Genomic DNA, 26,801 nt, shown 5'->3' with positions numbered 1-26,801 from the left:
AGCATCTTGTGCTCTACCCCCACTTTGCTTTTGGCACAGGCCAAGTCAAGTCCGTACGGGTAACTCCTCGGCGATGTGCGTCATGATTTGTGCCGCGTGGATACGTCCGTTCTCGATAAACCAGCGGCTTGTGTTGAGGCCACCGCAGACGGTGCCTGCAAGGTAGAGGCCTGCTCTGTTGCTCTCCATCGTGTCAGGGTGGTAGCGTGGAACGCGCCGCTCGCCGTCGAGCGCGACTCCGAGCGTTTCGAGGAAGCTGAAGTCCGGGTGGTAGCCGGTCATCGCCAGCACGAAGTCGTTGCGGAGCGTAATGGTGCCCTCTGGTGTCTGAAGATGTACCGAGTCCGTCTCAATGGCAGAAACCGTCGTATCAAAGAACGCACGGATCGACCCTTCCTTGATGCGGTTCTCTAGGTCAGGCTTGATCCAGTATTTCACCGAGTCCGAGATCGCTGGGCCCCGAACTAGGAGGGTCACGTCGGCCCCGTGGCGATAGCAGTCGAGTGCGACCTTCGCAGCAGAGTTCTTGGCGCCGATGACGGCCATGCGCTGCCCAGCGTACGGGTAGGGCTCCTTGAAGTAGTGCTGGACCTTGGGTAGGTCCTCGCCTGGAACGCCGAGCCGGTTCGGCTGGTCGAAGAATCCGGTCGCCACAACAACCTTGCTGGCACGGTGCAGGCCCTTGCTGGTAGCGACTGCGAACGCGCCATCATAGCCATCCACACGCTCGACGCGCTCGTATAGTTGGACATCGAGGCGCTCTTGCTGGGCGACACTCTGGTAGTAGTCGATCGTCTCCTCGCGGTGCGGCTTGTAGTTGGATGTCGCGAGCGGATGCCCACCGATCTCCAGCAATTCGGGCGTCGAGAAAAACTCCAGGTTCGTCGGGTAGCCGATGATCGAATTGACGAGGCCCCCCTTCTCGACGATGCGTGCGGTAAGACCGCGACGCTTGGCCTCGATGCCACAGGCGAGGCCGATCGGGCCTGCGCCGATAATCAGGACATCGAGGAGGTAGGACTCAGCCGTGGTATCAGGTAACTGCATAGCGCACCCCTACACCCAATCCCGGTGCTGCTGTTTCTGAAGAATCCTGAGATTGGCACTTCAGTCCGTCGACGACGCCAGGGGGGACCTATTCAGGGCGCCGCGCCCTGAAAAACCGCCGAAGCAGGTCGGCGCTCGCCTCAGCCTCCACGCCAGCGATTACCTCGGTGCGATGGTTGAGGCGCTCGTCCTGGAGGATGTTAAACAGCGAGCCCCCTGCGCCCGCTTTCTCGTCCATCGCGCCAAACACCACGCGCTTGAGACGGCTCCAGACAATGGCCCCAGCGCACATCGGGCACGGTTCGAGCGTCACGTAAAGGGTACAGTCGGTGAGGAACTTGGTACCTAAGGTTTCGCACGCCGCCGTGATGGCGATCATCTCAGCGTGTGCTGTCGGGTCGCCGAGACGCTCGACATGGTTATGGCCACGTCCCACGATCTGCCCAGCGCGAACGACGAGGGCGCCGACCGGGACCTCGCCTACTTCTGCCGCAAACTCGGCCTCGCGCAGAGCAAGCCTCATCCAGCGGCGATGAGGATCGAGTAACGAGATTCCTCCGTTGAGGCTTCCGGGCATGGCAATACGATCCTGAGACCTAGAGCGAATCAGCCGTAGGCCTGGAGGAAGCTTCGTGTGACGGAGTCTGCAAAGGCGCTGGAACGGAGCCCGCCAGAGCCTCCGGGCTAGTCATAGGCGATGCTTCGCTCACGGCCAACAGGAGGTCGGCATCGTCCAAGTGCGCGTGGTCGCCGGACTCCACCGCGAAGCCTGTTTCTTCCGTCCATACACGGACACGCTGTACAAAGTCGATGATACGGTCTTCGAGGTCCATGCAGAACGCTTCGAAACCCGGGCCGGAGAGGTTGGAAGGGGCCGGATACGTCCAGTCCTCGCGATGTAGCGCCGGGACGAGAAGTACATCGCCGCAGCCCATCCGAATCATCCACTCGTACGGGCTACTGGAGACCGCGTCCACCGATTTCGGGACGAACGCCGTAGAGTCAAAGCCATGCCGTTGCAGGGCCGTCGCCACACGGGTGTCGAGCGCATGGCGAGGTTCGGTGCCCGCGCTGTGCACGTCGAGGAGGCCCGCTCCGTGCTGTTGGGCAAACGCTTGGGCGAGTTGACTGCGGCTGGCATTGCCGACGCAGACGAAGAGAACCTTGACCATGCTGGGGGTGGGAAGAGCTGCCCCATGGTAGGGCTTGGCCGACAAACGGACCAAGAAGGGGAAATGAAGAGGCTCGGGGCACGGCGTTTGATACAGAGGCTACGTTTCTGTTCCGCCTCGCACAAGAGCTCGCCTTGGTGCTATGTATGATACCATCGTCGTCGGCGGAGGCCTGGTGGGCCTTGCCACGGCCTACCACCTCACACAGACCGGCGCGTCCGTCGTGCTCGTCGAGAAAGAGGACGCGCTCACGGCGCACCAATCGGGGCACAACTCAGGCGTGATCCACTCGGGCGTCTACTACAAGCCCGGCTCGCTCAAAGCCACCAACTGCCGGGCCGGGCGAGCTGCCCTGCTCGAATTTTGCGAATCCGAGGGCGTACCCTACGAACTGTGCGGCAAAGTCATCGTTGCCGTCACGGAAGACGAGCGGTCGCGCCTCCAGGCGATATTCGAGCGCGGCCAAGCCAACGGCGTTGCCTGCGAGCTTGTTGGCCCGGAGCATTTGCGCGAGTTGGAGCCGCACGTCACAGGCATCGCGGCGATCCATGTGCCCGACGCAGGCATCGCCGACTACCCAGCGCTGGGACGCCGCCTCGCCGAGCGTGCCCAGGAGCGCGGGCTCGATCTTCGCCTCAACCACGCCATCACGAACATCGCCTCGCACGCCAGCGGGATAACCGTAGAGACGACGCAGGGAGCGATCACAGCACAGACGCTCGTGGCCTGTGCGGGCCTCCACGCCGACCGAGTCGCCCGTATGGCAGGCCTCAACCCTGGCGTACAGATCGTGCCGTTTCGGGGCGAGTACCTCGAACTGTGTCCCGACGCAGAGCACCTCTGCAGGACACTTATCTACCCCGTGCCCGACCCCGCTTTTCCGTTCCTCGGTGTCCACTTCACCCGCATGATTCACGGCGGCGTCGAGTGCGGGCCGAACGCCGTGCTAGCGCTCGCACGTGAGGGTTATGACTGGGGTACGGTGAATCTCGGTGACCTTGCAGAGACGCTTGGCTACGGCGGCTTCCGGCGGCTTGCGGCGAAGCACTGGCGGATGGGGCTCTATGAAATGCACCGCTCGCTCAGCCGTGGCGCGTTCCTCAAGTCGCTCCAACGACTCGTCCCCGAGGTCACCCGGGCCGACCTCCGCGACGGCGGCGCTGGTGTCCGCGCCCAGGCCGTCACCCGTGACGGTGCGCTCGCCGACGACTTTGTGATTCATGCGACGGAGCGACAGGTCCACGTCCTCAACGCGCCGAGCCCGGCGGCCACGGCCTCGCTTGCCATCGGGGCACGCATCGCGGCGCAGTTGAGCGAGCGGCTTGTCGCCTTCGACTGATAGCTATCGGCCCTCGGCGCTCCGAGGGAAGCTGACGAGCGAGGTAGGCAAGCCAGAGCGTGCGTCGCGTTCGCCAGAGAAGCGCTCGCCATAGTAGGACGCCACGACCTCGATGGGGGCGAGCACGTGCGTGTTGAACGCATCAAGTTCCTCCGCAGGGACCCATAGCTCTTTGTGCACCTTTGCGCTGCCGACGATCTGCACGTCGTAGCGGCTCACGAACGCATCGTCCACGTCGAACCGCGTCACAAAGCCGCTGTGCCCGGAGTTGTCGTCCGTCGTGTTCCAGTCGCGCGCGATCTGCTCGGCGTACTCGACGTTGAGCACCGGATAGAAAAACGGTTGCCACTCCAGCCGCGGCGGAAACGCCCGCCAGCCCGACTCCGCGATCAACTCGAGTTCCTTGAGACCGACGGGGCGAAAGAGCGTCATTTCAGCAGTACAATAGCGCGGTGCGTTCGCTCGGCGATGGCCCCATCTGTGGAGCGAATGATGAGATGGTAGGTCCCCGCTGGTAGCGCATCGAGGGGAAGGAGGAGGGTGTGCGTTCCTGCTGCAAACGTCCGCCGGACTGGGCCAGCTACGCGTTGTCCTACCACGTTGACGACCTCGATCTCCACGTCTGTGAATGACGGGACTGTGGCGTTCAAGGAGATGCGGTCGCGAGTGGGATTAGGATAGCTGACGACGCGGAAATTGGTGGGGCGAGACAGTTCCTCTGTGTTAACAAACCGAATGTTGAGAATGGGAACTCGTAACGGTTCTGATTTGCCTCCACTGTAGATAAACAGCGTGTCTTCCTGACTAGTATGGGTCGGGGCAACGCACCTAAAGCATCCCAACTCGAAGCCGTAGAGTAGAAGCGTTTCGGATGGAGCTAGAGTGATCCCAAAGGTTTGATCACCTTGGCCAGATTGCACAACACAGGGGCGATTCTCTGGGGAAAAACCTCGCGGATAGCATTCAATGAGTCCTATTTGCTCGTCGCCGCCTGGGTTGACACTGAAGGAGAAAAACCAACCCGTTGGTCCAAACCCGCTATCTAGCGAATCGAACTGGAGACTATCGATCGGCACAGACACGGTAGAAGCATTACGAAGCTCCAAGGTGTCTGCAACGGAGCCGTCGAACGGGTTCGGCGAAACACTCAGCGGCTGTTGCGCGACAACGAGTGGCGTCGACAGCATTGCTGCCAGGAGAAAAACCGGGCGCATTGAACTAGGGGTAGGATGTCCCTAATCGTACCGCACATCCTCGGTAAAACCAAACGTGCTCAGGGTATGTCGAGATGCCCCGGGCGGCGATGCCGTTGAGATCTACCGCGCGTAGGACATGGCGCGGGTCTCCCGGATGACCGTCACGCGGATGTGGCCGGGGTACTGCAGCTCCCGCTCGATGCGCGAGGCGATGTCGATGGCGAGTTGCTCTGCGACGGCGTCGGTGACGATATCGGGCGTCACAATCACGCGCAGCTCGCGGCCGGCCTGGATGGCGTAGACGCGCTCGACGCCCGCGAACGAGTCGGCGATGGCTTCGAGGCTCTTGAGGCGCTGCACGTAGTTCTCTAACGCCTCGCGACGGGCACCGGGGCGCGCGCCGCTGACAGCATCGGCAGCTTGCACGAGTGGCGCGATGAGCGTCGTCATCTCGATCTCGTCGTGGTGCGCGCCGATGGCGTTGACCACGTCGGGGTGTTCGCCGTAGCGCCGGGCAAGCTCGGCTCCGGCCAGGGCGTGTGGCTTTTCAAGATTCTCTTCGACTACCTTGCCGATGTCGTGCAGCAACCCTGCGCGCCGCGCCTTGCGCGCATCGAGGCCGAGTTCGGACGCCATCAGCGAGGCTAGGCGCGCGGTCTCCTTCGAGTGCATGAGCAGGTTCTGGCCGTACGACGCCCGGTAGCGCATCCGCCCAACGAGCCGGACCAACTCGGGGTGCAGCCCTGGCAGTTCGAGGTCGAGCGCGGCCTCCTCGCCTGCGAGGACGATCTCCTCGTCCAACTCGACTTGCTTTTGCTCGACGACCTCCTCGATGCGGCCGGGGTGGATGCGGCCATCTTGGAGCAACTCGACCATCGAGAGGCGCGCGACTTCGCGGCGGACGGGGTCGAACGCAGAGAGCAGGACCGCTTCTGGCGTGTCGTCCACGATCACCTCGACGCCGGTCGCGGCCTCGAACGCGCGGATATTGCGGCCCTCACGCCCGATGATGCGCCCCTTCATGTCGTCCGACTGCAGCGTCACTACCGAGACGGTGTTTTCAATCGTGTTCTCGGCAGCAGTGCGCTGGATGGCGGTGAGCACGACCTCGCGAGCGGCGCGTTTTGCCTTCGCCTTCGCCTCGTCGCGGACGTTCTTGACAAGGGCCGCCGAGGAGAGCTTTGCCTCGCGGACGAGCTCGTCGTTGAGCCGCCGCAGCGCCTCGCGCTTCGAGACGCCGGACGCGGCTTCGAGCTTGCGAAAGTACTCGTCGGTGAGCCGCTCCAGGCGCTCTTCTTCGCGGGCGGTCTTCTCGGCGCGGGCATCGAGCTCCTGCTCCCGCGCAGCGATTTCCTGCTGCCGCCGCCCGAAAGCCGCAGCGTTCTTCTGGACCGTCGCGCGGAGGTCTTCCGTCTCGGCACGGCGCTGCTCAGCCTCCTGGGTGAGCGCGGCGAGCGCCTCGGTGGCCTGTCCGAGTGCCGCCTCGTGCTCGCCGACGCGCTCGCCTCGCATATCGAGCTGCGCCCGCTGCGCATCGAGAGCTTCCTGCTCGAGCCGCTGGCGCTCGCGGACTTCGGCAGTCTTCTGGTCGAGTCGGCGGCGGCGGGCCTTCAACTCCTTAAGCTTCGCGGTGCTCTCGACTTTGAGCGCCTCTCCCTCTGTGCGAACGCGTTCGGCCCGTGCTTTAGACTCCCCCATGCGCTGGGCGAGTGCTTGCCCTTTGAGCCACCGACCCACAAACACACCGACAGTGAGTGCAATGACCGCATCGATGACGAGGAGGAGAACGGTGAAGGAGGACATGACGGGGACTAGATACGTGGGTGAGGGGACACGTACGTTCCTGCATCCTTGGTGTTCGGTGCGAAAGGGGGGAGCCACTCCGGCTGCGTGGCGCCACGCTTGCCGCTCGGCGCAGGACCAGAATGCCGATTGGGCATAAAAAAACGCCCCGCCGGATGACCGACGGGGCATTAAAACCAACTGTAGCGGGGAAAGAGGAACCCTCTCATGCACATGGTGGGTGCCGCCCACGCCCTCTCTGCTTCCACGGTCCCAGCGGACGAATCCGCATGGGTGCGCGCGCCGAGGCGCACGTGTGGCCTGCTGGTCAGGCGTGAAGGAAGGCTCCCGAGAGGATCATTGTCAGGGTTCTCATTCGGGGCCACAGCCGGTGGTCCAGGCTACGGCAAGCGCCGTGCCGGACCGCATCCTGATAGTGCTGTCGGTGCACGCTGTTCCGCTCCGTTTTGCAAAGGCCTCTTGAAGGTGGGGCGAACATGAGGGGCGTTAGGGTTTCTTTGAGAGCACCGCGTCCAACTGGTCAGCTAGTGCGTTGGCTTCTGCCCCGAGCGAGGCCTGCAGTTCATCGAGTTCGCCCTCGCGTGCGTCCATTTCCTCGGCAAGTTGGAGCAGAGCCAGGACAGCCAGAGTAAGGTCTGGCTGGTTCGGGATCTGCCGCTTGAGCCGAGTAAGTCGCCCGCTGACCTGTTCGGCGAGCTTGCGCATCAGGGCTTCTTTGTCGCTTCGCACCTTGAGGGGGTACTCGCGGTCGAGAACACGGACGCGGATGGAGCGCACGTCCGCCGGATGGGGGTCGGGCATGGCTGAGGCGGTGGGCTAGTCAGCGTCGGCGTTTGGCCGGTCAGTGGGCTGGGCGAGGAGCGTGTCCACGGTGGCGAGAAAGCGCTGGACCTGCAGGCGCATCGCCGCGCGGTCACCTTCGAGCGGTAGAGTCGGACGGTCAGACTCGTCTATCTCCAACTCTGCGATACGCTCGGCCAGCCGGATGTTTTCCTCGCGCAACCGCTCGATTTCGCTAGCGGCGGCCTCGACCCGCGCGCGGAGCCGTGCCAACCCATCGAGGTTCGGGGCACGATCAGCAGGTGGTGGGGTGTCCGTGGGCATGAGCGCGGAAGGTAGCGGGAGTTGACAAAGGTACGGCGCCGTCGTCAGGAAGGAAACGGCGAGCGCGAACGGCCGAGTTGGGGACGCAGTAAGGCGGCGCAAGGACTAGACGCTGTAAATGGAGACGTCGCGAATGGAGACGTCGCGAATGGAGACGTCGCGAATGGAGCGGTGCGCTCGTTCGACCTTCGACTAGCCCCGCAGCGTCGCGCTGTGCTCGCGGGTGAGTTGCTTCAGAATGCCCTTCATCTGTTTGTCGACCTGCTTGTCAGTGAGCGTGCGGTCGGCGCCGAAGCGCAGCGCGAAGGCGACCGACTTCTGCCCGGCTTCGATGCGGTCACCTTCGTAGAGGTCGAACACGCGGGCATCCTGGAGCAGCTTGCCGCCGGCCTTGCGCACCGTCTGGAGCATCGGCCCGACGGGCTCGCCCGACGCCACAGCCACGGCGAGATCGCGCTCGACAACGGGGAAGCGGCTGATGGGCTCGTAGCGACCGCCGAGGCGCTTCGCCGCGCGCTGAACGAGCGCGTCCCAGTCGAGCTCGGCGAAGAAGACGGGTTGCTGGAGCGCATACTGCTCCATGAGTGTGTCCGACACTCGCGCAATGGTGCCGACGACGACGCCCCCGCCACGCCCCGGTAGCTTCACGTCGAGGCGGTATGCGAGCAATGCGTCGCCGGTCGTGACGGCTTCGGTGAATACGCTGGTGCTGTCGAGCGGAAGCCCAAGGCTGTCGAGGACGTGCGCCACGACGCCCTTCACGTCATAGAAGTCGACGGCGCGAGCGCTCTGGTCCCAGCCTGCTTCCTGCACGCGCCCGCTCATGCCGATGATGAGGTTCGTGCGCTCGCGGTAGCCTTCCACCGGGGACTCGGCCGTGCGCGCGGCATCGGCGGTGCGGCCGTACACGTGGCCGAATTCGGCGAGGCGAAGCGCGCCCGCGCCGCGGTTCTGGTTGTACGCCATCGCCGTGAGCAGGCCCGGCAGCAAGCTCGGGCGCAGCACCGCCATCTCCTCCGACTGCGGGTTGAGCGTCGCCGCGACGGCCCACGGCTCGCCCACGAGCGTCTCGGCGGCGAATTGCTCCGCGACCGCGTTGGGCAGCAGCGAGTTGGAGTAGACCTCGCGGAAGCCCAGCCCGACGAGGTGCTGGAGCGTGCGGTGGCGCAGCGCGAGGCTCGGCGCGAGCGCCTGCGGGCGAAGCGGCACCATCGTGCGGCCCGGCTGCGGGATATTGTCGTAGCCGTAGAGTCGCGCTACCTCCTCGATGAGGTCGATCTCGCGCTCGATGTCGGGGCGGAACGTCGGGATGGTGCAGCGGAGCGCCGCGTCGTCCGCCGACTCGGCGGCTGCGGCGGGCGTCTCACCTAGCAAAACGCCCTCGGCAAACGCCGCGAGCGTGGTGCCTGCATCGTCGTTTACCTCGATGCCAATGGCTGTTAACAGCCGCACGATCTCGTCCGTGTCGATCTCGACACCGAGAACCTGGGTGACGCGTGCCGGTCGCAGCGCGATTTTCTTCGGTTCGATAGGCGCGGGGTAAGCGTCCACGATGCCGGGGACGATTTTCCCGCCTGCCAACTCTGCGATCAACGCAGCGGCCCGGGCTGCTGCACGGACGGCGCCGTTCGGGTCTACGCCGCGCTCGAAGCGGTAGGACGCGTTCGTCTGAAGGCCGAGGCCTTTTGCCGCGCGGCGGATCGTGACCGGGTCGAAGTAGGCGCTCTCCAGCAGCACGTTCGTCGTGCCGTCCGACACCTCGGAGTTCTGCCCGCCCATGATGCCTGCGATGGCGACTGAGCGCTCGGCATCGCAGACCATCAGCGTGTCCTCGGGTAGCTTGCGCTCAACGTCGTCGAGGGTCGTGAACGACTCGCCTGGCTCCGACATCCGTACAACGATGCTGGACTCTTTGCTAGCGTTTCCGGCGAGGAGATCGGCGTCGAAGGCGTGGAGCGGCTGGCCGAGTTCGAAGAGGACGTAGTTCGTCACGTCCACGACGTTGTTGATCGGGCGCTCGCCGATGGCTTCGAGGCGGCGCTTGAGCCACGCGGGCGACTCAGCCACCGTGACGCCGCGAATGAGCATCGCCGCATAGCGCGGGCACGCCGCCGCATCCTCGATCTCGACGCCGACGTGCTCGGCGACGGCCCCGCCCGCCTCAGGCTCGTCCACGACGGGCGGAGCTAGGTGCTGGTGCGTCACCGCTGCCACGTCGCGCGCCACGCCGAGATGGCTCGTCGCGTCGGGGCGGTTGGGCGTGATCGCGATCTCGATGACGGTGTCGCGCTCGGCGAGACCCTGCGCTTCGAGGTAGTCGGCGAACGGCGTCCCGGCCTCGGCGCTGTCGTCGAGCACGAGGATGCCGTCATGGTCGTCGCCCAGGCCGAGCTCGTCCTCGGCGCAGATCATCCCCAACGACACCTCGCCGCGGATCTTGCCCTTTTTGATCTGGACCGGCTCCTTCGTGTGCGGGTCCTTGCGCGACGGCAGCATCAGCGTCGTCCCGACGGTCGCGACGGGCACCTTCTGCCCGGCGGCCACATTCGGCGCGCCGCAAACGATTTGCACCGGCTCGCTGCCTGCGTTCAGCGCGCCGAGGTCGACCGTGCACAGCGTGAGCCGGTCCGCGTCCGGATGCGGGCGCGTGTCAAGGACATGCCCCACCACGACGCCGTCTACCTCGGGCCCGACGTGCGTGACCTCCTCGACTTCGAGGCCGAGCATGGTGAGTGTGTCCGCGAGGTCGTCCGTCGCGAGGCCGTGGGCGACGTACTCGCCAAGCCAGTTCTGAGAGAGGTTCATCGGTGGAGGAGTCAGTTTGGGTACATCTCGCGCTAGAGGTCCACATTGTCAAGCCAGGCATGGAGCCAGTCTTCTAGCGACAGACGATGCGGGCGAAATGCCGAAGGCGACGAGTCTGAGTCGAGGAAATGAGGATCGAAAACCATGATGGGTGCCTGGGGCGTGGTGCAGTCCAGGCAGGAGTAAATCGCGCAACCCCAGTGAGCAATCGGGAGCAGACGTTCGGGCCAGTGCCAGGATGGGTCTCCGGGGTCTGGTTCGCGCCAGCCGAGATAGATGGTTTCACAGGTAGCTCCTGTGTCGTCAGGGGTCCCACCCGTGAGTCCGATCATCCCGTGACCGGGACCGAAGCCTCCGTTGGCGATAGACGAGTAGAGGGATTTAAGCGATGTTGGTAAGACGAAGCCGAGTGTCTTTTCAGCCTGCGCGATCTGTGCGTCAGAAGCGGGCGGGCTGAGAGTAGGTTGACCCGGATAGCTCAGTTTAGTAGGCAGGTCCGTGCCAGCGACCTTGGCTCGAACGTCTTCAAGGAGACGAGTCATACCGGATCTACTTGTGAATAGCCATGGTGTCATCCTGAACTCGTTTCAGGATCTCTGACGACTCGTTCATCTCGTAGCACCGCTGAGATGCTGAATCAAGTTCAGCATGACAAGTAGGGGCCTCATCGATCTAACCCAGTGTCGTCATGAGAATGGACTAAAACTGCTGCAAGAAGCGCACGTCGTTCTCGTAGAAGAGCCGGATGTCGCCGATGCCGTGCTTGAGCATGCACATCCGTTCGATGCCCATGCCGAAGGCGTAGCCGGTATAACGCTCGGCGTCGATGCCGACGTTGGTGAGCACGTTGGGGTCGACCATGCCGCAGCCGAGGATCTCCATCCAGCGGCCGCCGCCGGGGAGGCTGTCGTCGGCCCACCAAATGTCAACCTCCGCGCTCGGCTCGGTGAAGGGGAAGAAGCTCGGGCGAAAGCGCATGCGCACGTCGCCACCGAAGAGCGCCTCGGCGAAGCGCACGAGGATCTCCTTGAGGTCGGCGAAGGTCACGCTCTCGTCGACCACGAGGCCCTCGACCTGGTGGAAGAGGCAGTACGACTTGTAGGTGATGCGCTCGTTGCGGAAGACGCGGCCCGGCGCGATCATGCGGATCGGCGGCCCCGTACCCTTCGTGACGGCGTGCTCCATGACGCGCACCTGCACGGGCGACGTGTGGGTGCGGAGGACCGTGCCGGGGCCGTTCGGCGGCGGAGCGTCGACGAAGAACGTGTCCTGCATGTCCCGCGCCGGATGCTCTGGGCCGAAGTTGAGCGCGGAGAAGTTGTGCCAGTCGTCCTCGATCTCGGGGCCCTCGGCGACGCCGAAGCCGAAGCCTGCGAAGATGGCCTCAATCTCCATACGCGTCTGCGTGAGCGGGTGGATCGAGCCATGCGGCGCAGGGAAGCGGCCCGGCAGGGTCAAGTCGAGGCGTCTTCCTTTGGCATCCAGGGCGCCAGCGGCTTGCTCGGCCGCCTTGAGCGCGTCCTGCGCCTCGGCGAGCTTGGCCTCGGCGGCCTGCTTGAGCCCGTTGAGCTGCTGGCCGAACGCTCGGCGGCCCTCCGGCGCGACGTCCTTCATGCGCCCGAAGAGCGCCGTCACGCGCCCGCTCTTGCGCCCCAGCCAGTCGACGCGCGCAGCTTCGATGGCATCGGCGGCGGTCTCTGGGTTGGAGACGAGGTCAGCGGCGGCAATCTCGTCGTGGAGCGCCGCGATCAGCGCGTCGGGCAAGTTGTCGGGAGCGGTGGACATGGCAGAATTCGAGAGACGTGGTGTTTCGTTCGTGTCATCCTGAACTCGATTCAGGATCTCTGACGACTACGATCCGGCGTGGCATTGCTGAGATGCTGAACCAAGTTCAGCATGACAAGCTGGAAGGAGTGAGCGCGGTCGGAAAGATCGGAAGCTGTCGAGAGGCGATTCGCCGCTTCATCGGTTCCTCGTCTCTCCGTTTCAGCGATGCGATGCGGGAGCGGATTTCAGAGGTGGCAGAGCGGAGGCCGTGAGGCGTACCGAGAATGAGATTTCACCTCAAGAAAAAAGCCCGCGCCGCGATGCGTTGGGGCATCGCAGGGCGGGCGTTCTCGTCGAGCAGCGGCAGCGGCCTAGGCGGCGGCTTTGGCCTGCTCGACGACGGACGTAAAGGCTTCCGCGTCGTGGACGGCGAGGTCAGCGAGCACTTTACGGTTGAGAGGCACGTTGGCCTTCTTCAACCCACTGATAAGGCGCGAGTAGCTCATGCCATTCAGCCGGGCCGCCGCGTTGATACGCGTGATCCACAGCTTCCGGAACTGCCGCTTGCGTTGGCGGCGGTCGCGGTAGGCGAACTGCATCGCCCTATCAACGGAGTGCATGGCAACGGTGCGAACGTTGCTACGGCGACCCCAGTAGCCTTTCGCCTGCAAGAGCATCTTGCGGCGACGGCGACGGGAAGCCACGAGGTTACGAGCGCGTGGCATTTGATTCTCCGGGTAGGGGGATTAAAACGGTGAACGAGAAGTCGCAGACCCGCTACGGGGCCACATCGGCGTTTAGCCGGTGATCATGCGCTTGACGCGGGGCTCGTCGGCGGGCGACACGAGGGTCGTCTCGCGGAGATTCCGCTTGCGCTTGGGCGACTTCTTGGTGAGGATGTGGGACTTGAAGGCTTTCTTGCGCTTGACGCGGCCGGTGCCGGTCAGCGAGAAACGCTTCTTCGCTCCACTGTTGGACTTCATCTTCGGCATGACCGCCTCGAATGGATCGGATGAACAGAGAATCGCAAATATAGGGGCTAGCCGTCCGGGTTCCGGGGTACGTCCGGCATTCGGCCAAAGCTTCACGGGGGCCAATGAGTGTTGCGGTGAGGCCGTGTCGCCGTGCAGAGGTGGGGCAGCAGCTTGACGCGACAAGGTAGGACGGACATCTTCCACCGCTTCACCGCCTACTTCTTCTTGCTGTCGGGCGAGAGCAGCAGCGTCATGCGGCGGCCCTCCATCTGCGGGGCCTGGTCCACCTTCGCGACGTCCTGCAACTCCTCGATGAAGCGTGCGAGCAGATCGAGGCCGCGGTCCTTGTAGATGATGTCGCGGCCGCGGAACTGCACCCACGCCTTCACCTTGTTGCCCTCTTCGAGGAATTCGCGGGCGTGCTTCGTCTTGAAGCCAAAGTCGTGGTCGTCCGTGTTGGGGCGGAAGCGTACCTCCTTCAGCTCGCCCTGGCGCGCCTGCTTCTTGCGCTGCTCCTTGATCTTCTTCTGCTGCTCGTAGCGGTATTTCCCGAAGTCCATGATCTTGCACACGGGCGGGTCCGCGTTCGGGGCGATCTCGACGAGGTCGAGGCCGCGGCGCTGCGCGAGCTCCAGGGCACGGTCGAGGTCGTAGATGCCGTGCTCGCCTTGGGGGTCGACGACGCGCACGCGGTTGGCGCGGATGCGGTCGTTCACACGGGTCTGGGGTTCGCGCCGCGGCTGCGGGCGGTTGTATCTCCGGGCTATGGTTGGCCTCTCAGGTTGGTTGTTGGAATGTCTAAATATAGCCAGGGTAAACGCTGCTGGCCTAGAATTAGGCCATGTAGTACGCGGCAAGCCACCGTCTAGGTTTCTGGCAAAGCAAAGACCGCCTAGAAACCTCCCCATTTTGTTCGAAGAGATACAGTCGGCACGCCCTACCTTCCAGGCGCGTTGTATGCTCATCTCCTGACCGACCATGTCCTTAGCGGCCCCTTCACTCCTGCGCCGGTTGACCCTCTCCACTGTCCTCGGACTGGGTAGTGTCACCGCTGCTTCGGTCACCGCCGTCCAGGCACAACCCCAGGTCTTCGTCAACGAACTCCTGGCGTCCAACAGCACCGTCGTCGCCGACCCCGACTTCGGCGACTTCGCGGACTGGATCGAACTCTACAACGCCGAGCCGGACGCGGTAGACCTGAGTGGCTACACGCTCACCGACGACCTCGAAGAGCCCGACCGCTGGCAGATCCCGGACGGCACGATCATCCCCGCTGGTGGCTTCCTGCTCATCTGGGCCGACGATGAGGACACCGGTTTGCATACCGACTTCAAGCTCTCCGCAGGCGGTGAGCAAGTCGGTCTCTATGCGCCCGACGGCACGGCCGTGGACACGCTCACCTACGGCGAACAAACCACCGATATCTCACTAGGGCGCTCGCCCGACGGCGGACAGTCGTTTCAACTCTTCGAGACGCCAACGCCGGGCGCGTCCAACTCGACGGATTCGAGCGGCGGCATCGCGGAGGCTCCAGCGGCGTCGCTTGCGGGTGGCTTCTACGCCGGGCCCCAGGCCGTCACGCTGACGGCCGCCTCTGATGCGACAATCCGTTTCACCCGCGACGGTACGCCGCCCACCGAGGACTCACCCGTCTACACCGAGTCCATCACGTTTACTGAGACGGGGGTGCTTCGGGCGATCGCGTTCCAGCCCGAACGCCTACCCAGCCCGGTCGTCACGCGAACCTTCTTCATCGACGAAGCAGTGACGGTCCCCGTCGTCTCGCTCGTCACGGACCCCGCGAACTTCTTCAGCGACACGTCGGGCATTTACGTGGAGGGCACGAACGGCATCCCTGGGCGCTGCCGCAACGACCCGGTCAACTGGAATCAGGACTGGGAGCACCCCGTCCATGTCGCCTTCTACGAGCCGGACGGCACGCTCGGCTTCGAGCAGGGCATGGGTGTCCAGATCTTTGGCGGCTGCTCCCGCATCTATCCGCAAAAGTCGCTCGCGCTGTATGCGCGAGGCCGCTACGGCGCGTCGAAAGTGGAATACCGCGTCTTCCCCGACCTCGACATCGACGTGTTCGACGACCTCGTGCTGCGCAGCTCCGCGCAAGACTGGTGGCGCACGATGTTCCGCGACGCCGCCATCCAGACGATGGCCGAGGGCGACCTCGACAAGCAAGCCTACCGCCCGGCAATCGTCTTTCTCAACGGCGACTATTGGGGCATCCACAACCTCCGCGAGAAGCTCAACGAAGACTACGTCGCCGCGCACTACGGCATCGACGATGACGACGTGGAACTGCTCGATGCGGGCAAAGGCGATCCCCGCGACGACTCGCCGCACTACGACGCGCTCCTGGACTACCTCGCGGCCAATGACATCACGCAGCCTCAGCACTACACGTACGTCCAGACGCAGATGGAGGTGGAGGCCTACCTCGACTATGTCATCGCTGAGATCTACAGCGCCAACGCCGACTGGCCAGGCAACAACCTGAAGCTCTGGCGGCCCAACGAGTCCGACGGCCGCTGGCGGTGGATGTTCTTCGACCTCGACTTCGGCTTTGGCGGCAACGCCAACGGCGAGGCGCTCGACAACACGCTTGCCCTCGCGCTCGATCCCGCCGGGCCGCCGTGGCCCAACCCGCCGTGGTCCACGTTCCTCTTCCGGCGGCTGATGGAGAACGACACCTTCCGCTCCACCTTCATCCAGCGTCTCGCGGCTCGCTCCGCGACGACCTACGCCCCGGCGCGCGTCCTCAGCATCATCGACAGTTTGCAGGCGGGCATTGCTGCCGAGATCCCGCGTCACAAGGCCCGCTGGCCGCAGTCGATCTCGTTCGGGCCAAGCTGGGATGCACTCGTGGACGAGATGCGCGACTTCACACGCAACCGCCCCGTGCAGATGCGCGGGCACGTCGTAGAGACGCTCGGGGTGGCCGGTTCGGCCGCGCTCGAACTCGAGACTACCGAAGGCGGCCGGGTGCTGGCCGAGGGCGTACCGCTACCGCGCGGTGCGAGCCGCCTGCCGTTCTACCGCGAGGTGCCGCTGCGTCTGGAGGCCTTGCCCGACGAGGGCTACCGCTTCGTTGGTTGGACCGAAGCGGTGACTTCCGAGGACGCGGCGATCTCCGTCGTGCTGACCGGGACGACGTCGCTCGCAGCCACCTTCGCGTTCGGGACCGAAGCCGAGGACGACGAGGCTCCCGCGCAAGCACGGCTGGCGCAAAACTACCCGAACCCGTTCCGCGCGCAGACCCAGATCGAGGTGACGCACCCGGAGACAGGGCTGCTGACGGTGGCCGTCTATGACCTCCTCGGCCGCGAAGTCGTGCGCCTCGTCGACGAGCACCGGGTGGCGGGTACCTACACGCTCGTGCTGGACGCGGCGACGCTGTCGAGCGGCGTCTACGCCTACGCGATGGCGTCGGGGGACACCCACGCGGTGCGTCGGATGGTCGTCCTGCGCTAGCGATCTCGGTGCTGCGCTAGCTGTCGCACTGCTGCGCTAGCGGTCACCATGGAGCGTGTGCGTCCGGATCTTGCGTGCGAGTTCGTAGGCGCGGCGCTCGCGGGTTTCCGTGCGCTTGGCGCTCGTGACGTAGTGAGCCAGTGACCGCTGTTTGCCCGGCGTGAACGTCGCAAAGCGTGTAGCTGCCTCCTTGTCCTCCGCGAGTGCAGCAACCAACTCTTCAGGGAGCGCGACCGCGTTGGGATCGGCGACAGAGCGCACATCGAGGTGTGCCGTTGCGCCCCACGCAAGGCCGCACTCGCGCAGGAAGCCCTTGCCAAAGCGGAGTCGGGCATCGTCCGCTGGGCCGTGGAGTGCGCGAGTGAACGGACGCTCTTCGAGGGTACCCTCCACGCGCCGATGACCCACCGCAAGCAAGGCTGCCGCGATGGGCTCGGGGACGGGGACGTAGTGCATACCCATCGCATCGTCCTCGCGAAGGACAGGACCCGCGAAGAAGTGGAAGTCAGACATAGGAGAGACAAGCCAGAGCGAACGAAAGGGAAAGCTAAGAGGTGGGCCCCATCACGCTGCACGGGCTCGGTCCAACACGCAAGACGCACCACGCAACACCGGCTGTGACGCCGACCCCACGAGCCCTATGTCGAAGTCGCACCTAGCCCTCGTCCACGTAGCGGCGGACGCGTTTCTCGATCGACTCCTCCGCGTCGCGCTCGCGCTGGGTGGCGAGGCGTTCCTTGACGCGGGCCTCGTAGCCCTGCTCGGACGGGTCGTAGAAGAACGTCCCCTGCATGCCGCCCGGGAGGTACTGCTCGGCGACGTAGTGGTCGCGGAAGGCGTGCGGGTACTGATAGCCGACACCGTGGCCCAGCCCCGCTTTGTCGCGCTTCGCGTCCTTGAGGTGGTTCGGGATCTCACCGCTCTGCTCCTTCTCGACATGGGCGAGCGCCGTGAAAAAGGCGAAGGCGCTGTTCGACTTGGGTGCGGTGGAGAGGTAGAGGCAGCACTGGCCGAGGTGGAAGCGGCCCTCGGGCATCCCCACGAAGTCATAGGCCTGCTGGCACGCGACGGCGACTTGGATGGCTTGCGGATCAGCTAGCCCTACGTCTTCGGCAGCGAAGATGACCATGCGCCGGAAGAGGAAGCGGGGGTCCTCGCCGGCGTAGAGCATGCGCGCCATCCAGTAGAGCGCCGCATCCGGGTCGGAGCCGCGCATCGACTTGATGAACGCCGAGATGGCGTCGTAGTGCGCGTCGCCGTCCTTGTCGTAGAGCACCGCGCGCTTCTGAATCGACTCCTCCGCCACGGCGAGGTCGATGCGGATGACGCCCTCCGCAGCGGGCGTCGTCTCCACGGCGAGTTCGAAGGCCCCGAGGAGGCTACGCGCGTCGCCGTTGGCCGTGTCGACGAGGTGGTCCAGGGCGTCGGCGTCGATGGCGACATGCCGTGAGCCATAGCCGCGCTCGGTGTCACTGAGGGCTTGCTCAGCGATGATGCGGAGGGCGTCCTGCGTGAGCGTGCGCAACTCGAAGACGCGGCTGCGCGAGACGAGCGCCTTGTTGACCTCAAAGTAGGGGTTCTCCGTCGTCGCGCCGATGAATGTCACGGTGCCATTCTCGACGTGCGGGAGCAGCGCGTCCTGCTGCGCCTTGTTGAAGCGATGCACCTCGTCGACGAAGAGGATGGTGCGCTGGCCGTGGAGGCGCAGCCGCTCCTGCGCGGCCTCGATCTCGGCGCGGATGTCGCGCACGCCCGCGAGCACGGCGTTGAGCGTGGCGAAGTGCCGCGCGGTCGTGTTTGCGATGATGCGGGCTAGCGTGGTCTTGCCCGTACCCGGCGGCCCGAAGAAGATCACCGACGTGAGCCGGTCGGCTTCGATGGCGCGGCGCAAGAGCGTGCCCTCGGCGAGGATATGCGCCTGCCCGACGAACTCGGCGAGCGTGCGGGGCCGCATGCGGTCGGCGAGCGGCGCGTTGGCACGCAGGCGGGCGTCGGCGGCGGCGGCGAAGAGGTCGGACATGGCGGCGCAGACATGGCAGTGCAGGGCAGGCGACGAATCGCACAACCTACCACCGAGCTACTGTCAAGGGCATGGCACCCTCGACCTACGCCTGCGTCTCTAGGCTGCGCTTGATGTTCTGCACGAACTTGTCCGTGAGCCGCTCGAACTCGGCGCGCACGATGGGCGGGGCGAGCTTCTTGGCGAAGAACGGGATGCCATCGAGCACGATCTCGGCCTGGGCGGAGAGCCGCGCGAGGGTGGTGGGGCCATCGTCGAGGAGCTTCACCTCGCCATGGATGCGGTCGTCGGCCATAGCGTCGTCGGTGGGCTCCCACCAGATGCGCCGGGTGGCCTCGTCCACGTGGAAGCGGCAGGCGTAGATGATGCGCTGCGCGTAGGGTGGAGGCCCGAGCTTCTGGACGGTCCACCGCAGCGCCCGCCCGGCCAAACGCTCGACGTGCTCCGTGGCGGGGAAGAGGTGGAGGAGGCTGGGGAAGTCCGAGAGCGCCATGAGCGCGTCCTGGGCGCGGGTCTGCACGCGCACCTCGCGCACGATGTCTACGGGGACAGTGAGGGTCATGGCGGACGAAAAAGAGGACGAGTGATTAGAAAAAGGTACACGCCGCGCTGCATGCGAGGCTCCGCCGAGCGTCGAATTACTTGTTGCGTCGAACATCGTGCCGTCATGGTGTGGCCTTGCAGGCCAGTGGCTCCTGAATGGCCTGGTTATGCAGGAGTTCGGCGAACCTGAATCCTTGGCGAGCTATAGAAAAGCAGGAGCCCGGTATCCCGTTTGCTCGGTGCTCTCGCGTCAGGCGCACCTTCGCCCATCTCAAGCGCCGCTGTTTCCCGCCACCCGTTGTGCCGCCTCCCTTCAGGCGCGACGGACCTGTATCCCCCACCACCATGTCTATCTCCCGGAGAGGCCTTCTGGCCTGCTTCCTGCTCGTCTTGTGCGCCTACGTGCCGGCGGCGAGCGCGGGCGAAATCGTCCGCACCGGCGCCCAACTCCCGTCCCTCCTCGGCGCAGCGCCCGCCGACCTCGTCGCCTACGCCTACCGCGCGGGGCAATGGACCCCCATCCCCGTACAGGTCGACGAGCGCGAGTGGCTCGACATCGTCGTGTCGTTTGCCGGTCGCGACTTTTCGGGCTGCACCGATCCTGAGTGCACCGCTGGCATCGGCATCGTCGAGGTGCTCGAATATGCCGACCCGGACACCTACGTCGGCGCCGACTCGAACCCGGCCTTCGACGAGGACGACGAACTCGTCTTCATGGCGCGCTTCGCAGGCGACCCCACCCCCGCTGACCGGCATCCGGCTGGCGTCGTGATGCGTACGCGGACCGCCGTGGCCGCCGGCGACGGGGCCGTCTACCTCTACGTGGCGAGCGGCAGCGCCAACCCGTCGGCTGGCGTCGATCTCGTGGACTACCAGTTTGCGCTCACGGCCGGAGCGTTTCCCGATGCCTATGACTTCGAAGCCATCGAGGGCGGCAACAACGGCCAGCCCACCGGCTCTGACCTCGGTGCAAACCCCGAGCGCTCGACCATCGAGACGGCGACCTACCGCACCGTGTTTGCGGACCGCTGGATCCAGGACGAGCTGTACGTCAAGTCTGGGTTTGGCCTCGGGCCGGACCTGCTCGACCGTGCGCAGGTTCGCTTCGCGCCCGGCGTCTGCGACCGTACCGAGTGGACGGCCTCGGCTGGTGCTGGCACGGTCGTGGCCAACATCGACGGGCCCGTACGCGCTATCCGCGTGGTCCGCGGCTTCAACTCGGGGCCGCTCACCACGCGCACGCACTATTTCTACGAGACGGACATCGTCAGCGTCACCGACCTCCGCGTGCACCCTGTGCCGTCGCTGATGGACCTGCTTGACTACGCGCCGACGCTCGCCGGCGCGACCTACGACAACGCCGAGAACATCGCGCTGCCGATCGACGCCGGCCCGGACGGTGACGTCGAGGGCGCGCGGGATGTCGGCGTGCCGTTCTGGGAGGTCGTCAACGCCCCAGGGCGCTCGGTCACAACGGCGCTCCAGGTGACGACCGACTGGGACGACCTCGTCACGCTCACGTCCTACTATGCCGAGGGCAACGCCGTCCAAGCCTGCACGGGTGACGCGGTTGACCGCGGCACGAGCGGCCTCTACGTGCAGCAGGGGATCGAGGAGACGGACCCACGCCGCAGCGGCTTCTGGACCGTCGCGGGGCTGCGTCGCACGCGCTTCGCCGCCGCGGCGACGAGCCGCGCCGAGGCCGAGGCGTTTGCGCCCGGCGCGTTCGCCTACACGACCACGTCCTCGTACTACGGGCCCACCCCGACGCGTCGCCTCGATGGGCGGTCTTCGGCCGGCGGCGGTGTAGCACTGCCCACGGATCTTCCCGAGCCGCCCCCGCCGCCCCTGCCATCGCCCGTTGAGGAGGAGGGGGCCGACCTCGCCATCGCCTACGACGGCACGATGGCCGTGGTGACTAACCTCGGCCCAGAGACGGCGACCGGGGCCGTGGCCACCTTCGAAGGGACGCGGGGCCCCGTCACCTTCCGCTTGCCAACGCTCGGCGTCGGTGGGTCGGTATCCCAACGCGTGGCCCCGACCGACGGCTGCGTGCGCGTCCAGGCAGGCAGGCAGGCGGATCCCGACACCGCCAACAACGAGGCGTGCGATGGCGAGGACCTCCCACCTCCGCAACCGGGCGACGGGGGCGCCGATCTGCAGATCATCTACGATGGCCGAACGGCTGTGGTGACCAACCTCGGCCCCGATGCGTCCACGGGGGGCGAGGCGGGATACCAGAGCCGTCGCGGTCCCGTCTCGCTGGGGCTCCCGCCGCTGGCCCCCGGCCAACAGGTGAGCCAGCGCGTCACGGATGCCGTCGATGGGTGCGTGCAGGTGACGCCGGGCAACCAGAACGATCCCGACTCGGCAAACAACGAGGCCTGTGAGAGCGGTCGGGCGACGGCGTCCAGTGCAGCGCTCCCAGACGTGCCGATGCTGGAAGCGGCCTACCCCAACCCGTTCAGCACCGCGACGACCCTCCGTTACGCGATCCCGACCAACGGCCCGGTGCAACTCGTGGTTCTCGACGCGCTCGGCCGGGAGGTCGCACGCCTCGCCGACGGGCGGCAGCAGGCCGGGTGGCACGTCGCCCGCGTCGATGCGCGCAGCTTGCCGAGCGGGGTCTACATCGTGCGCCTCGTCACCGAGCAGAGCGCCGAGACACGGCGGGTCGTCCTGCTGAAGTAGACCCGTCTTTGCGCTAGACGGCCGCTACCTCCACGCCGAGGTGGCGGAGGGCGCTCTCGAAGAGCGGGCGGCCGTCGGCGCGACCGAGCAGCGGGTCGCAGTGGCGCTCGGGGTGGGGCATCATCCCGAGCACGTTGCCCGCCGCGTTGACGATGCCCGCGATGTTGCGCGCGGACCCGTTCGGGTTGGCCTCCGGCGTGAGCTGGCCGTCGGGCGTGCCGTAGCGAAAGACGACGCGGCCCTCGCGCTCCAGCATGTCGAGCGTGGCGTCGTCGGCGACGTAGTTGCCATCGCCATGCGCCACGGGAATCATCAGCACGTCGCCTTCGTTGAGCGTGTTCGTGAACGGCGTCTGGGCATTCTCGACGCGGAGGTGGACGTCCTTGCAGACGAACCGCAGCGAGGCGTTGCGCATCAGCGCGCCCGGTAGCAGGCCGGCCTCGCAGAGCACCTGGAAACCGTTGCACACGCCGAGCACGAGGCCGCCGTCGCCCGCGAAGCGCACCACATCTTTCATGACCGGGCTGAAGCGCGCGATGGCACCTGAGCGGAGGTAGTCGCCATAGGAGAACCCGCCGGGCACGATCACGAGGTCGGCATCGCCCACGGACTCCTCTTTGTGCCAGACGAAGCGGGCGTCCTGGCCGAAGAGGTGCTTCGCGGCGTGGTAGGCGTCGTGGTCGCAGTTGGACCCGGGGAAGACGAGGACGGCGACGGAGGCGGTCATGGGGTGCGGACTTCGTTCGGTATGAACGTGTGGACGTATGAAGGTGTGGAAGTAAGTTACGCGCCCACGTTGTTGCACACGGTCCCGGCCTGGCTTCACGTTCACACGTTCACACGTCCAACCCTCCACACCTTCTGTGATCCCCCGTGCGCTCTTTCGGAAGATCCGCCGCATCGAGGTGCGGACGAAGGGGCTCGTGCACGACGTGTTTGGCGGGGAGTACCACTCCGCGTTCAAGGGCCGCGGCATCGAGTTCGCCGAGGTGCGGCCCTACCAACTCGGCGACGACATCCGCACCATCGACTGGAACGTGTCCGCGCGGACGGGCGAGACGCACGTGAAGGTCTACGAGGAGGAGCGCGAGCAGACGCTCATCCTGGCCGTCGACGTGTCCGGCTCGGGCGACTTCGGCTCGGTCGGCCGCGCCAAGCGCGAGATCGCCGCCGAGGTGTGCGCGGTGCTCGGCTTCTCGGCGCTCCAGAACAGCGACAAGGTTGGCCTGCTGCTCTTCTCCGACCGCGTCGAGCGGTTCATCCCGCCGAAGAAGGGCCGCCAGCACGTGCTCCGGCTCGTGCGCGACCTCTTCGTCCACGAGCCGCAGGCGCGCGGCACCGACCTCCGCCCGGCGCTCGACCACCTGCTGCACGCGCTCCGCCGCCGCGCCATCGTCCTGCTGCTGAGCGACTTCTTGCTGAAGGCCGACCTCCACGAACCGACGAGCCGCGCCCTGCGAACCGTAAGCAAGAAGCACGACTTCGTGGCGGTCCACCTCCGCGACCCGCGCGAGGGCGCGCTGCCCAACGTGGGCCTGCTGACGCTTACCGACGCCGAGACAGGTCGCCCCGTCACCATCGACACGCGGAGCCGCCGCGCCCGCGAACGCTTCGCCGCGCAGGCCGCCGATCGTCAGGCGCGCATTGCCGAGACGCTGCGCCGTGCTCGCATCGACACGGTCGAGGTGGCGACCGACGCGGACTATGTGGAACCGCTCGTGGCTTTCTTCCGGCGCAGAAATCGGGAGCGATGAGGAGGATGTGGCGGATTGCATATGGCGTGTTGAGTGTGCTGGCTGCTGCGGCAACCGTGCACGGGCAGCAGGTGCGCGCCACCGTGGTAGCCGATAGCGTGACGGTGGGCGAGCGCTTCGAGATCGGCGTCGCCGTGGAGCACGGACGCTCGACGCGGGTCGCGTTTCCCGACCTGCCTCCGCTGTCAGACACGTTCGGGGCGGACAACCTCGTCGAGCCAGCCGCCGTCTTCGGCGATGCCGAGGTGCTGGCCGCCCGGCGCTTCCCGCCGACCGAGACCGCGACTGGCGCGCGCCTCGACAGTGTGGTCTTCCTCGCGACGACGTTCGCGCTCGACGCCGCGCGCATCGGGCCGATTCCGGTGGCGCTGGTGGCGGGCACCGGAGCCGCGGCCGACACGGTCGTGCTCGACGTGCCGACGCGGATGCTGCCCGTGCGCTCCGTCGTGCCGGACAGCCTGGCGGCGCCACTGCCGCTCGCGCCTGCGCTTGCCTTCCCGGAGCCGTTGCCGCTGTGGGTGGCGGTTCTCATCGGTGCGGCGCTTCTGGTGCTCGGCCTTTGGCTCTGGCGGACGCGGCACCGCCGGGCCGGTCTTGTGGCGCCACCGTTGCCGCCGCACGCCCAGGCTCGTAAGCGCCTCGACGCGCTCCGGCCTGCCGACATCGACGCGACCGACTCCGAGGCGGTGCCGGCCTACTACGCCGCGCTCTCGAACGCGGTGCGGACCTACCTCACGCGCGCCCTCGACGTCCCGGCACAGGAGCAGACCACGCGCGAACTCCTCGCCGCCCTCGACGGTCATCCCGATGTGGACGACGCCACACGCCTGCGCCTCAGCGTGCTCCTCCGCCGCGCCGACCTCGCCAAATTTGCCCGCGCCGCGCCCGACGCCCCCACGCGCACCGCCGACCGCACCGCCGCCACGGAGGGCGTGGACGAGATCCAGGCCCGCATCGCTGCCCGCGAGCAGCAGGAAGCGGCGGAGAGACAGAGCAGCGAGAAAACGGAGAGCCAGGGAGACGACGAGATCGCCCCCGAAGCAGACACCGCGACACCGCCGCACCGCAACACCGCCGCACCTGGTTCCGGTGCTCCGTAACACCACCCACTTCAAACGTCACCCGTCGAACTTCCCACGTTCCCCATGCCTTTCTCCGACCGGCTCGTCGAACGCCTAGCCCGCGCAGACTACGTCGCGGTGCTCACCGGCGCGGGTATCTCCGCCGAGAGCGGCGTGCCGACCTTCCGCGACCCGGGCGGGCTGTGGCAGAAGTTCAAGCCCGAGGAGCTCGCCAACGTGCGCGCCTTCCTCCGCAACCCCGAACTCGTGCAGGGGTGGTACGCCCACCGCGGCGATGTCATCCGGTCCGTCGCGCCGAACCCTGGCCACCACGCGCTCGCCGAACTGGAGCAGTCGAAGCGGCACTTCCACCTCGCCACGCAGAACGTCGATGGGCTGCACCTCGAAGCGGGGTCGCAGAACGTGGCCGAACTGCACGGCAACCTACGGCGGATTTACTGCATCGACTGCGAGACGCCTGCGAGCGAGCACGACCTCGTGGTGATCGAGGAGGGGCAGACGGCGCGGTGTACGGCCTGTGGCGGGCTGCTGCGCCCCGACGTAGTCTGGTTCGGCGAGATGCTGCCCGAGCAAGCCTTCGCCGACGCGGCCCGTGCGGCGATGCTGGCCGACGTCTACCTCTCCATCGGCACGAGCGGCGCGGTCTACCCGGCGGCGGGCCTGCCTGTCGAGGCGAAGCGGAACGGCGCCTACGTCGCCGAGATCAACATCCAGCCAAGCGAGATCGCGCACGCGCTCGACGAGACCGTGATCGGCAAGTCCGGCGAAGTCTTGCCTGCGCTGCTGCGCGCCGTGCGCGCGATGTCCGATTGACAATGTGCGATGGGGGCCGACCTGATCGCATGTCGTACATCCAAAATCATAGATCAATAAATGACCTTCGCCTATCCCTGGCTGCTTCTGCTGCTCCTTGCGGTGCCGGTGCTCGCGTGGCTGGGGCGACGGCGTACGGCAGCTGGGCTGCTGTTCTCCGAGACGGCGGCGGCGGAAGGTGTGCCGCCGACGCTCTGGGCGCGGCTCGCGTGGCTGCCGGGGGCGCTGCTGCTCGGGGCGCTCGCGCTCGGCATCGTGGCGCTGGCGCGGCCCCAGGAGCGCGACGTCACACGCGAGCAGTACGCCGAGGGCATCGACATCGTGCTCGTGCTCGACGTGTCCACGTCGATGAAGGCGGACGATTTCTACCCCAACCGCTTCCAGGCCGCGAAGGCCGTCGCCGCCGAGTTCATCGACGGGCGGCTCTCCGACCGCATCGGGCTCGTCGTCTTCGCGGCGCAGGCCTACACACAGGCCCCGCTCACGCTCGACTATGGCTTCCTCAAGCAGATGCTCGCCGAGGTGCGCATGGGCGTCATCGAGGACGGGACGGCCATCGGGACCGCCATCGCCACGGGCACGGCGCGCCTGCGCGACGCCGACACGCCGAGCAAGGTGATGGTGCTGCTCACCGACGGCCAGAACAACCGCGGCGAGATCGACCCGGGCACGGCGGCGGAGGTGGCGGAGGCGCTCGGCGTGAAGATCTACGCCATCGGCGTGGGTTCGGAGACGGGTGGGGTGGTGCGCCAGCAGACGCCCTTTGGCGGCACCCGGCGCGTCCCGGCGCTCCAGGTGGACGAGGAGACGCTGCGCGCCGTCGCCGAGAAGACGGGCGGGCGCTACTTCCGCGCGCGCGATGCCGAGGCGCTACGCCAGATCTATGCCGAGATCTCCGAGCTCGAACGCACCGAAATTCAGGAACGTGTCTACGTGGACGTGGACGAACGCTACCCGCTCTTTCTCCGCCCCGCGCTGTTCCTGCTCCTGCTGAGCGTGGTGCTCGGTACGACGAGGTTGCTGCGGGTGCCGTAGCGTTTGGTCTCGGCTCCCCCCGTTTCGCTCCCCCTGAAGGGTCGCGAAACTGTCCCCCTCACCATGAGGGGGACAGTCCGAGGAGCGGAGCACGTGAGTGCGGAGACGACGCAGGACGGGGGGAGCGGTCTCGGCACAGTTTCTCAGCGTTCCAGCGGGACGCGGTTCCTGCC

At 66.2% G+C, this 26,801-nt stretch carries 23 protein-coding genes; 7 read left to right on the top strand and 16 right to left on the bottom strand.

What is annotated here, in order from left to right:
• Positions 1 to 45 precede the first annotated feature (45 nt).
• The 3 genes from AAFU51_11790 to AAFU51_11780 form a co-directional block, all read right to left on the bottom strand.
• Entirely contained in the window at positions 46 to 1,047 is a 1,002-nt protein-coding gene (locus tag AAFU51_11790; protein MEO1571940.1) for a YpdA family putative bacillithiol disulfide reductase, read from the bottom strand.
• Between the two features lie 88 nt (positions 1,048 to 1,135).
• Positions 1,136 to 1,624 carry a tRNA adenosine(34) deaminase TadA gene (tadA, locus tag AAFU51_11785; GenBank protein MEO1571939.1) on the bottom strand — a complete coding sequence of 163 codons (489 nt, stop codon included), beginning with the start codon at positions 1,622 to 1,624 and terminating at the stop codon, positions 1,136 to 1,138.
• A 19-nt stretch (positions 1,625 to 1,643) separates the two neighbouring features.
• The gene (locus AAFU51_11780; GenBank protein ID MEO1571938.1) at positions 1,644 to 2,219 is read right to left on the bottom strand and encodes a hypothetical protein; all 576 of its coding nucleotides are present in this window, start codon (positions 2,217 to 2,219) and stop codon (positions 1,644 to 1,646) included.
• 142 nt (positions 2,220 to 2,361) lie between these two features.
• On the opposite strand from AAFU51_11780, the gene lhgO reads away from it, so the two are divergent.
• Positions 2,362 to 3,558 (top strand): L-2-hydroxyglutarate oxidase, encoded by a 1,197-nt coding sequence (gene lhgO, locus AAFU51_11775; GenBank protein ID MEO1571937.1) that lies wholly within the window; start codon positions 2,362 to 2,364, stop codon positions 3,556 to 3,558.
• Between the two features lie 3 nt (positions 3,559 to 3,561).
• On the opposite strand, the gene AAFU51_11770 is transcribed toward lhgO, so the two are convergent.
• The 9 genes from AAFU51_11770 to infC all read right to left on the bottom strand — a co-directional run bounded on the left by AAFU51_11770 (position 3,562) and on the right by infC (position 13,923).
• On the bottom strand, positions 3,562 to 3,990 hold the full coding sequence (locus AAFU51_11770) for an ADP-ribosylation/crystallin J1 (GenBank protein ID MEO1571936.1): 429 nt from the start codon (positions 3,988 to 3,990) through the stop codon (positions 3,562 to 3,564).
• 884 nt (positions 3,991 to 4,874) lie between these two features.
• Complete coding sequence (gene rny, locus AAFU51_11765) at positions 4,875 to 6,557, bottom strand: ribonuclease Y (protein MEO1571935.1); 1,683 nt, start codon at positions 6,555 to 6,557, stop codon at positions 4,875 to 4,877.
• Between the two features lie 486 nt (positions 6,558 to 7,043).
• On the bottom strand, positions 7,044 to 7,358 hold the full coding sequence (locus tag AAFU51_11760; protein ID MEO1571934.1) for a cell division protein ZapA: 315 nt from the start codon (positions 7,356 to 7,358) through the stop codon (positions 7,044 to 7,046).
• Between the two features lie 15 nt (positions 7,359 to 7,373).
• Positions 7,374 to 7,661, bottom strand: a complete 288-nt coding sequence (locus tag AAFU51_11755; protein MEO1571933.1) for a hypothetical protein — start codon at positions 7,659 to 7,661, stop codon at positions 7,374 to 7,376.
• Positions 7,662 to 7,853: 192 nt separating this feature from the next.
• Positions 7,854 to 10,466: a phenylalanine--tRNA ligase subunit beta gene (pheT, locus tag AAFU51_11750; GenBank protein MEO1571932.1), complete on the bottom strand. Its 2,613-nt coding sequence runs from the start codon at positions 10,464 to 10,466 to the stop codon at positions 7,854 to 7,856.
• Between the two features lie 699 nt (positions 10,467 to 11,165).
• On the bottom strand, positions 11,166 to 12,251 hold the full coding sequence (pheS, locus tag AAFU51_11745) for a phenylalanine--tRNA ligase subunit alpha (GenBank protein ID MEO1571931.1): 1,086 nt from the start codon (positions 12,249 to 12,251) through the stop codon (positions 11,166 to 11,168).
• Between the two features lie 353 nt (positions 12,252 to 12,604).
• Positions 12,605 to 12,958, bottom strand: coding sequence for a 50S ribosomal protein L20 (rplT, locus tag AAFU51_11740; protein ID MEO1571930.1), 354 nt, complete (start codon positions 12,956 to 12,958; stop codon positions 12,605 to 12,607).
• A 72-nt stretch (positions 12,959 to 13,030) separates the two neighbouring features.
• Complete coding sequence (rpmI, locus tag AAFU51_11735) at positions 13,031 to 13,225, bottom strand: 50S ribosomal protein L35 (protein MEO1571929.1); 195 nt, start codon at positions 13,223 to 13,225, stop codon at positions 13,031 to 13,033.
• 197 nt (positions 13,226 to 13,422) lie between these two features.
• On the bottom strand, positions 13,423 to 13,923 hold the full coding sequence (gene infC, locus AAFU51_11730) for a translation initiation factor IF-3 (GenBank protein MEO1571928.1): 501 nt from the start codon (positions 13,921 to 13,923) through the stop codon (positions 13,423 to 13,425).
• A gap of 295 nt (positions 13,924 to 14,218) precedes the next feature.
• Here infC and AAFU51_11725 point away from each other — a divergent pair, with 295 nt between their 5' ends.
• On the top strand, positions 14,219 to 16,690 hold the full coding sequence (locus AAFU51_11725; protein MEO1571927.1) for a CotH kinase family protein: 2,472 nt from the start codon (positions 14,219 to 14,221) through the stop codon (positions 16,688 to 16,690).
• Between the two features lie 36 nt (positions 16,691 to 16,726).
• Here AAFU51_11725 and AAFU51_11720 read toward each other — a convergent pair whose 3' ends face one another.
• The 3 genes from AAFU51_11720 to AAFU51_11710 form a co-directional block, all read right to left on the bottom strand.
• Positions 16,727 to 17,203 carry a YdeI/OmpD-associated family protein gene (locus AAFU51_11720; protein MEO1571926.1) on the bottom strand — a complete coding sequence of 159 codons (477 nt, stop codon included), beginning with the start codon at positions 17,201 to 17,203 and terminating at the stop codon, positions 16,727 to 16,729.
• A gap of 142 nt (positions 17,204 to 17,345) precedes the next feature.
• Entirely contained in the window at positions 17,346 to 18,710 is a 1,365-nt protein-coding gene (locus AAFU51_11715) for an AAA family ATPase (protein ID MEO1571925.1), read from the bottom strand.
• A gap of 85 nt (positions 18,711 to 18,795) precedes the next feature.
• Positions 18,796 to 19,272: a hypothetical protein gene (locus AAFU51_11710; protein MEO1571924.1), complete on the bottom strand. Its 477-nt coding sequence runs from the start codon at positions 19,270 to 19,272 to the stop codon at positions 18,796 to 18,798.
• Between the two features lie 326 nt (positions 19,273 to 19,598).
• On the opposite strand from AAFU51_11710, the gene AAFU51_11705 reads away from it, so the two are divergent.
• Positions 19,599 to 21,944, top strand: coding sequence for a T9SS type A sorting domain-containing protein (locus AAFU51_11705; protein MEO1571923.1), 2,346 nt, complete (start codon positions 19,599 to 19,601; stop codon positions 21,942 to 21,944).
• 13 nt (positions 21,945 to 21,957) lie between these two features.
• Here the strand turns inward: AAFU51_11705 and purQ are convergent, their stop codons facing one another.
• On the bottom strand, positions 21,958 to 22,671 hold the full coding sequence (gene purQ / locus AAFU51_11700) for a phosphoribosylformylglycinamidine synthase subunit PurQ (protein MEO1571922.1): 714 nt from the start codon (positions 22,669 to 22,671) through the stop codon (positions 21,958 to 21,960).
• Between the two features lie 136 nt (positions 22,672 to 22,807).
• On the opposite strand from purQ, the gene AAFU51_11695 reads away from it, so the two are divergent.
• From AAFU51_11695 to AAFU51_11680, 4 genes are read left to right on the top strand one after another with little or no spacing between them, the layout of a single operon-like run.
• Positions 22,808 to 23,698 (top strand): DUF58 domain-containing protein, encoded by an 891-nt coding sequence (locus AAFU51_11695; GenBank protein MEO1571921.1) that lies wholly within the window; start codon positions 22,808 to 22,810, stop codon positions 23,696 to 23,698.
• A 35-nt stretch (positions 23,699 to 23,733) separates the two neighbouring features.
• The gene (locus AAFU51_11690; GenBank protein ID MEO1571920.1) at positions 23,734 to 24,798 is read left to right on the top strand and encodes a hypothetical protein; all 1,065 of its coding nucleotides are present in this window, start codon (positions 23,734 to 23,736) and stop codon (positions 24,796 to 24,798) included.
• Between the two features lie 45 nt (positions 24,799 to 24,843).
• Positions 24,844 to 25,593, top strand: coding sequence for an NAD-dependent deacylase (locus AAFU51_11685; protein ID MEO1571919.1), 750 nt, complete (start codon positions 24,844 to 24,846; stop codon positions 25,591 to 25,593).
• Positions 25,594 to 25,653: 60 nt separating this feature from the next.
• A complete protein-coding gene (locus AAFU51_11680; protein ID MEO1571918.1) occupies positions 25,654 to 26,628 on the top strand; it encodes a VWA domain-containing protein in 975 nt (324 codons plus the stop codon).
• Positions 26,629 to 26,801: the final 173 nt, after the last annotated feature.

Source organism: Bacteroidota bacterium, assembly GCA_039821555.1.
GTDB lineage: Bacteria > Bacteroidota > Rhodothermia > Rhodothermales > Rubricoccaceae > JBCBEX01.
This window is presented reverse-complemented; position numbering and strand designations above follow the sequence as displayed.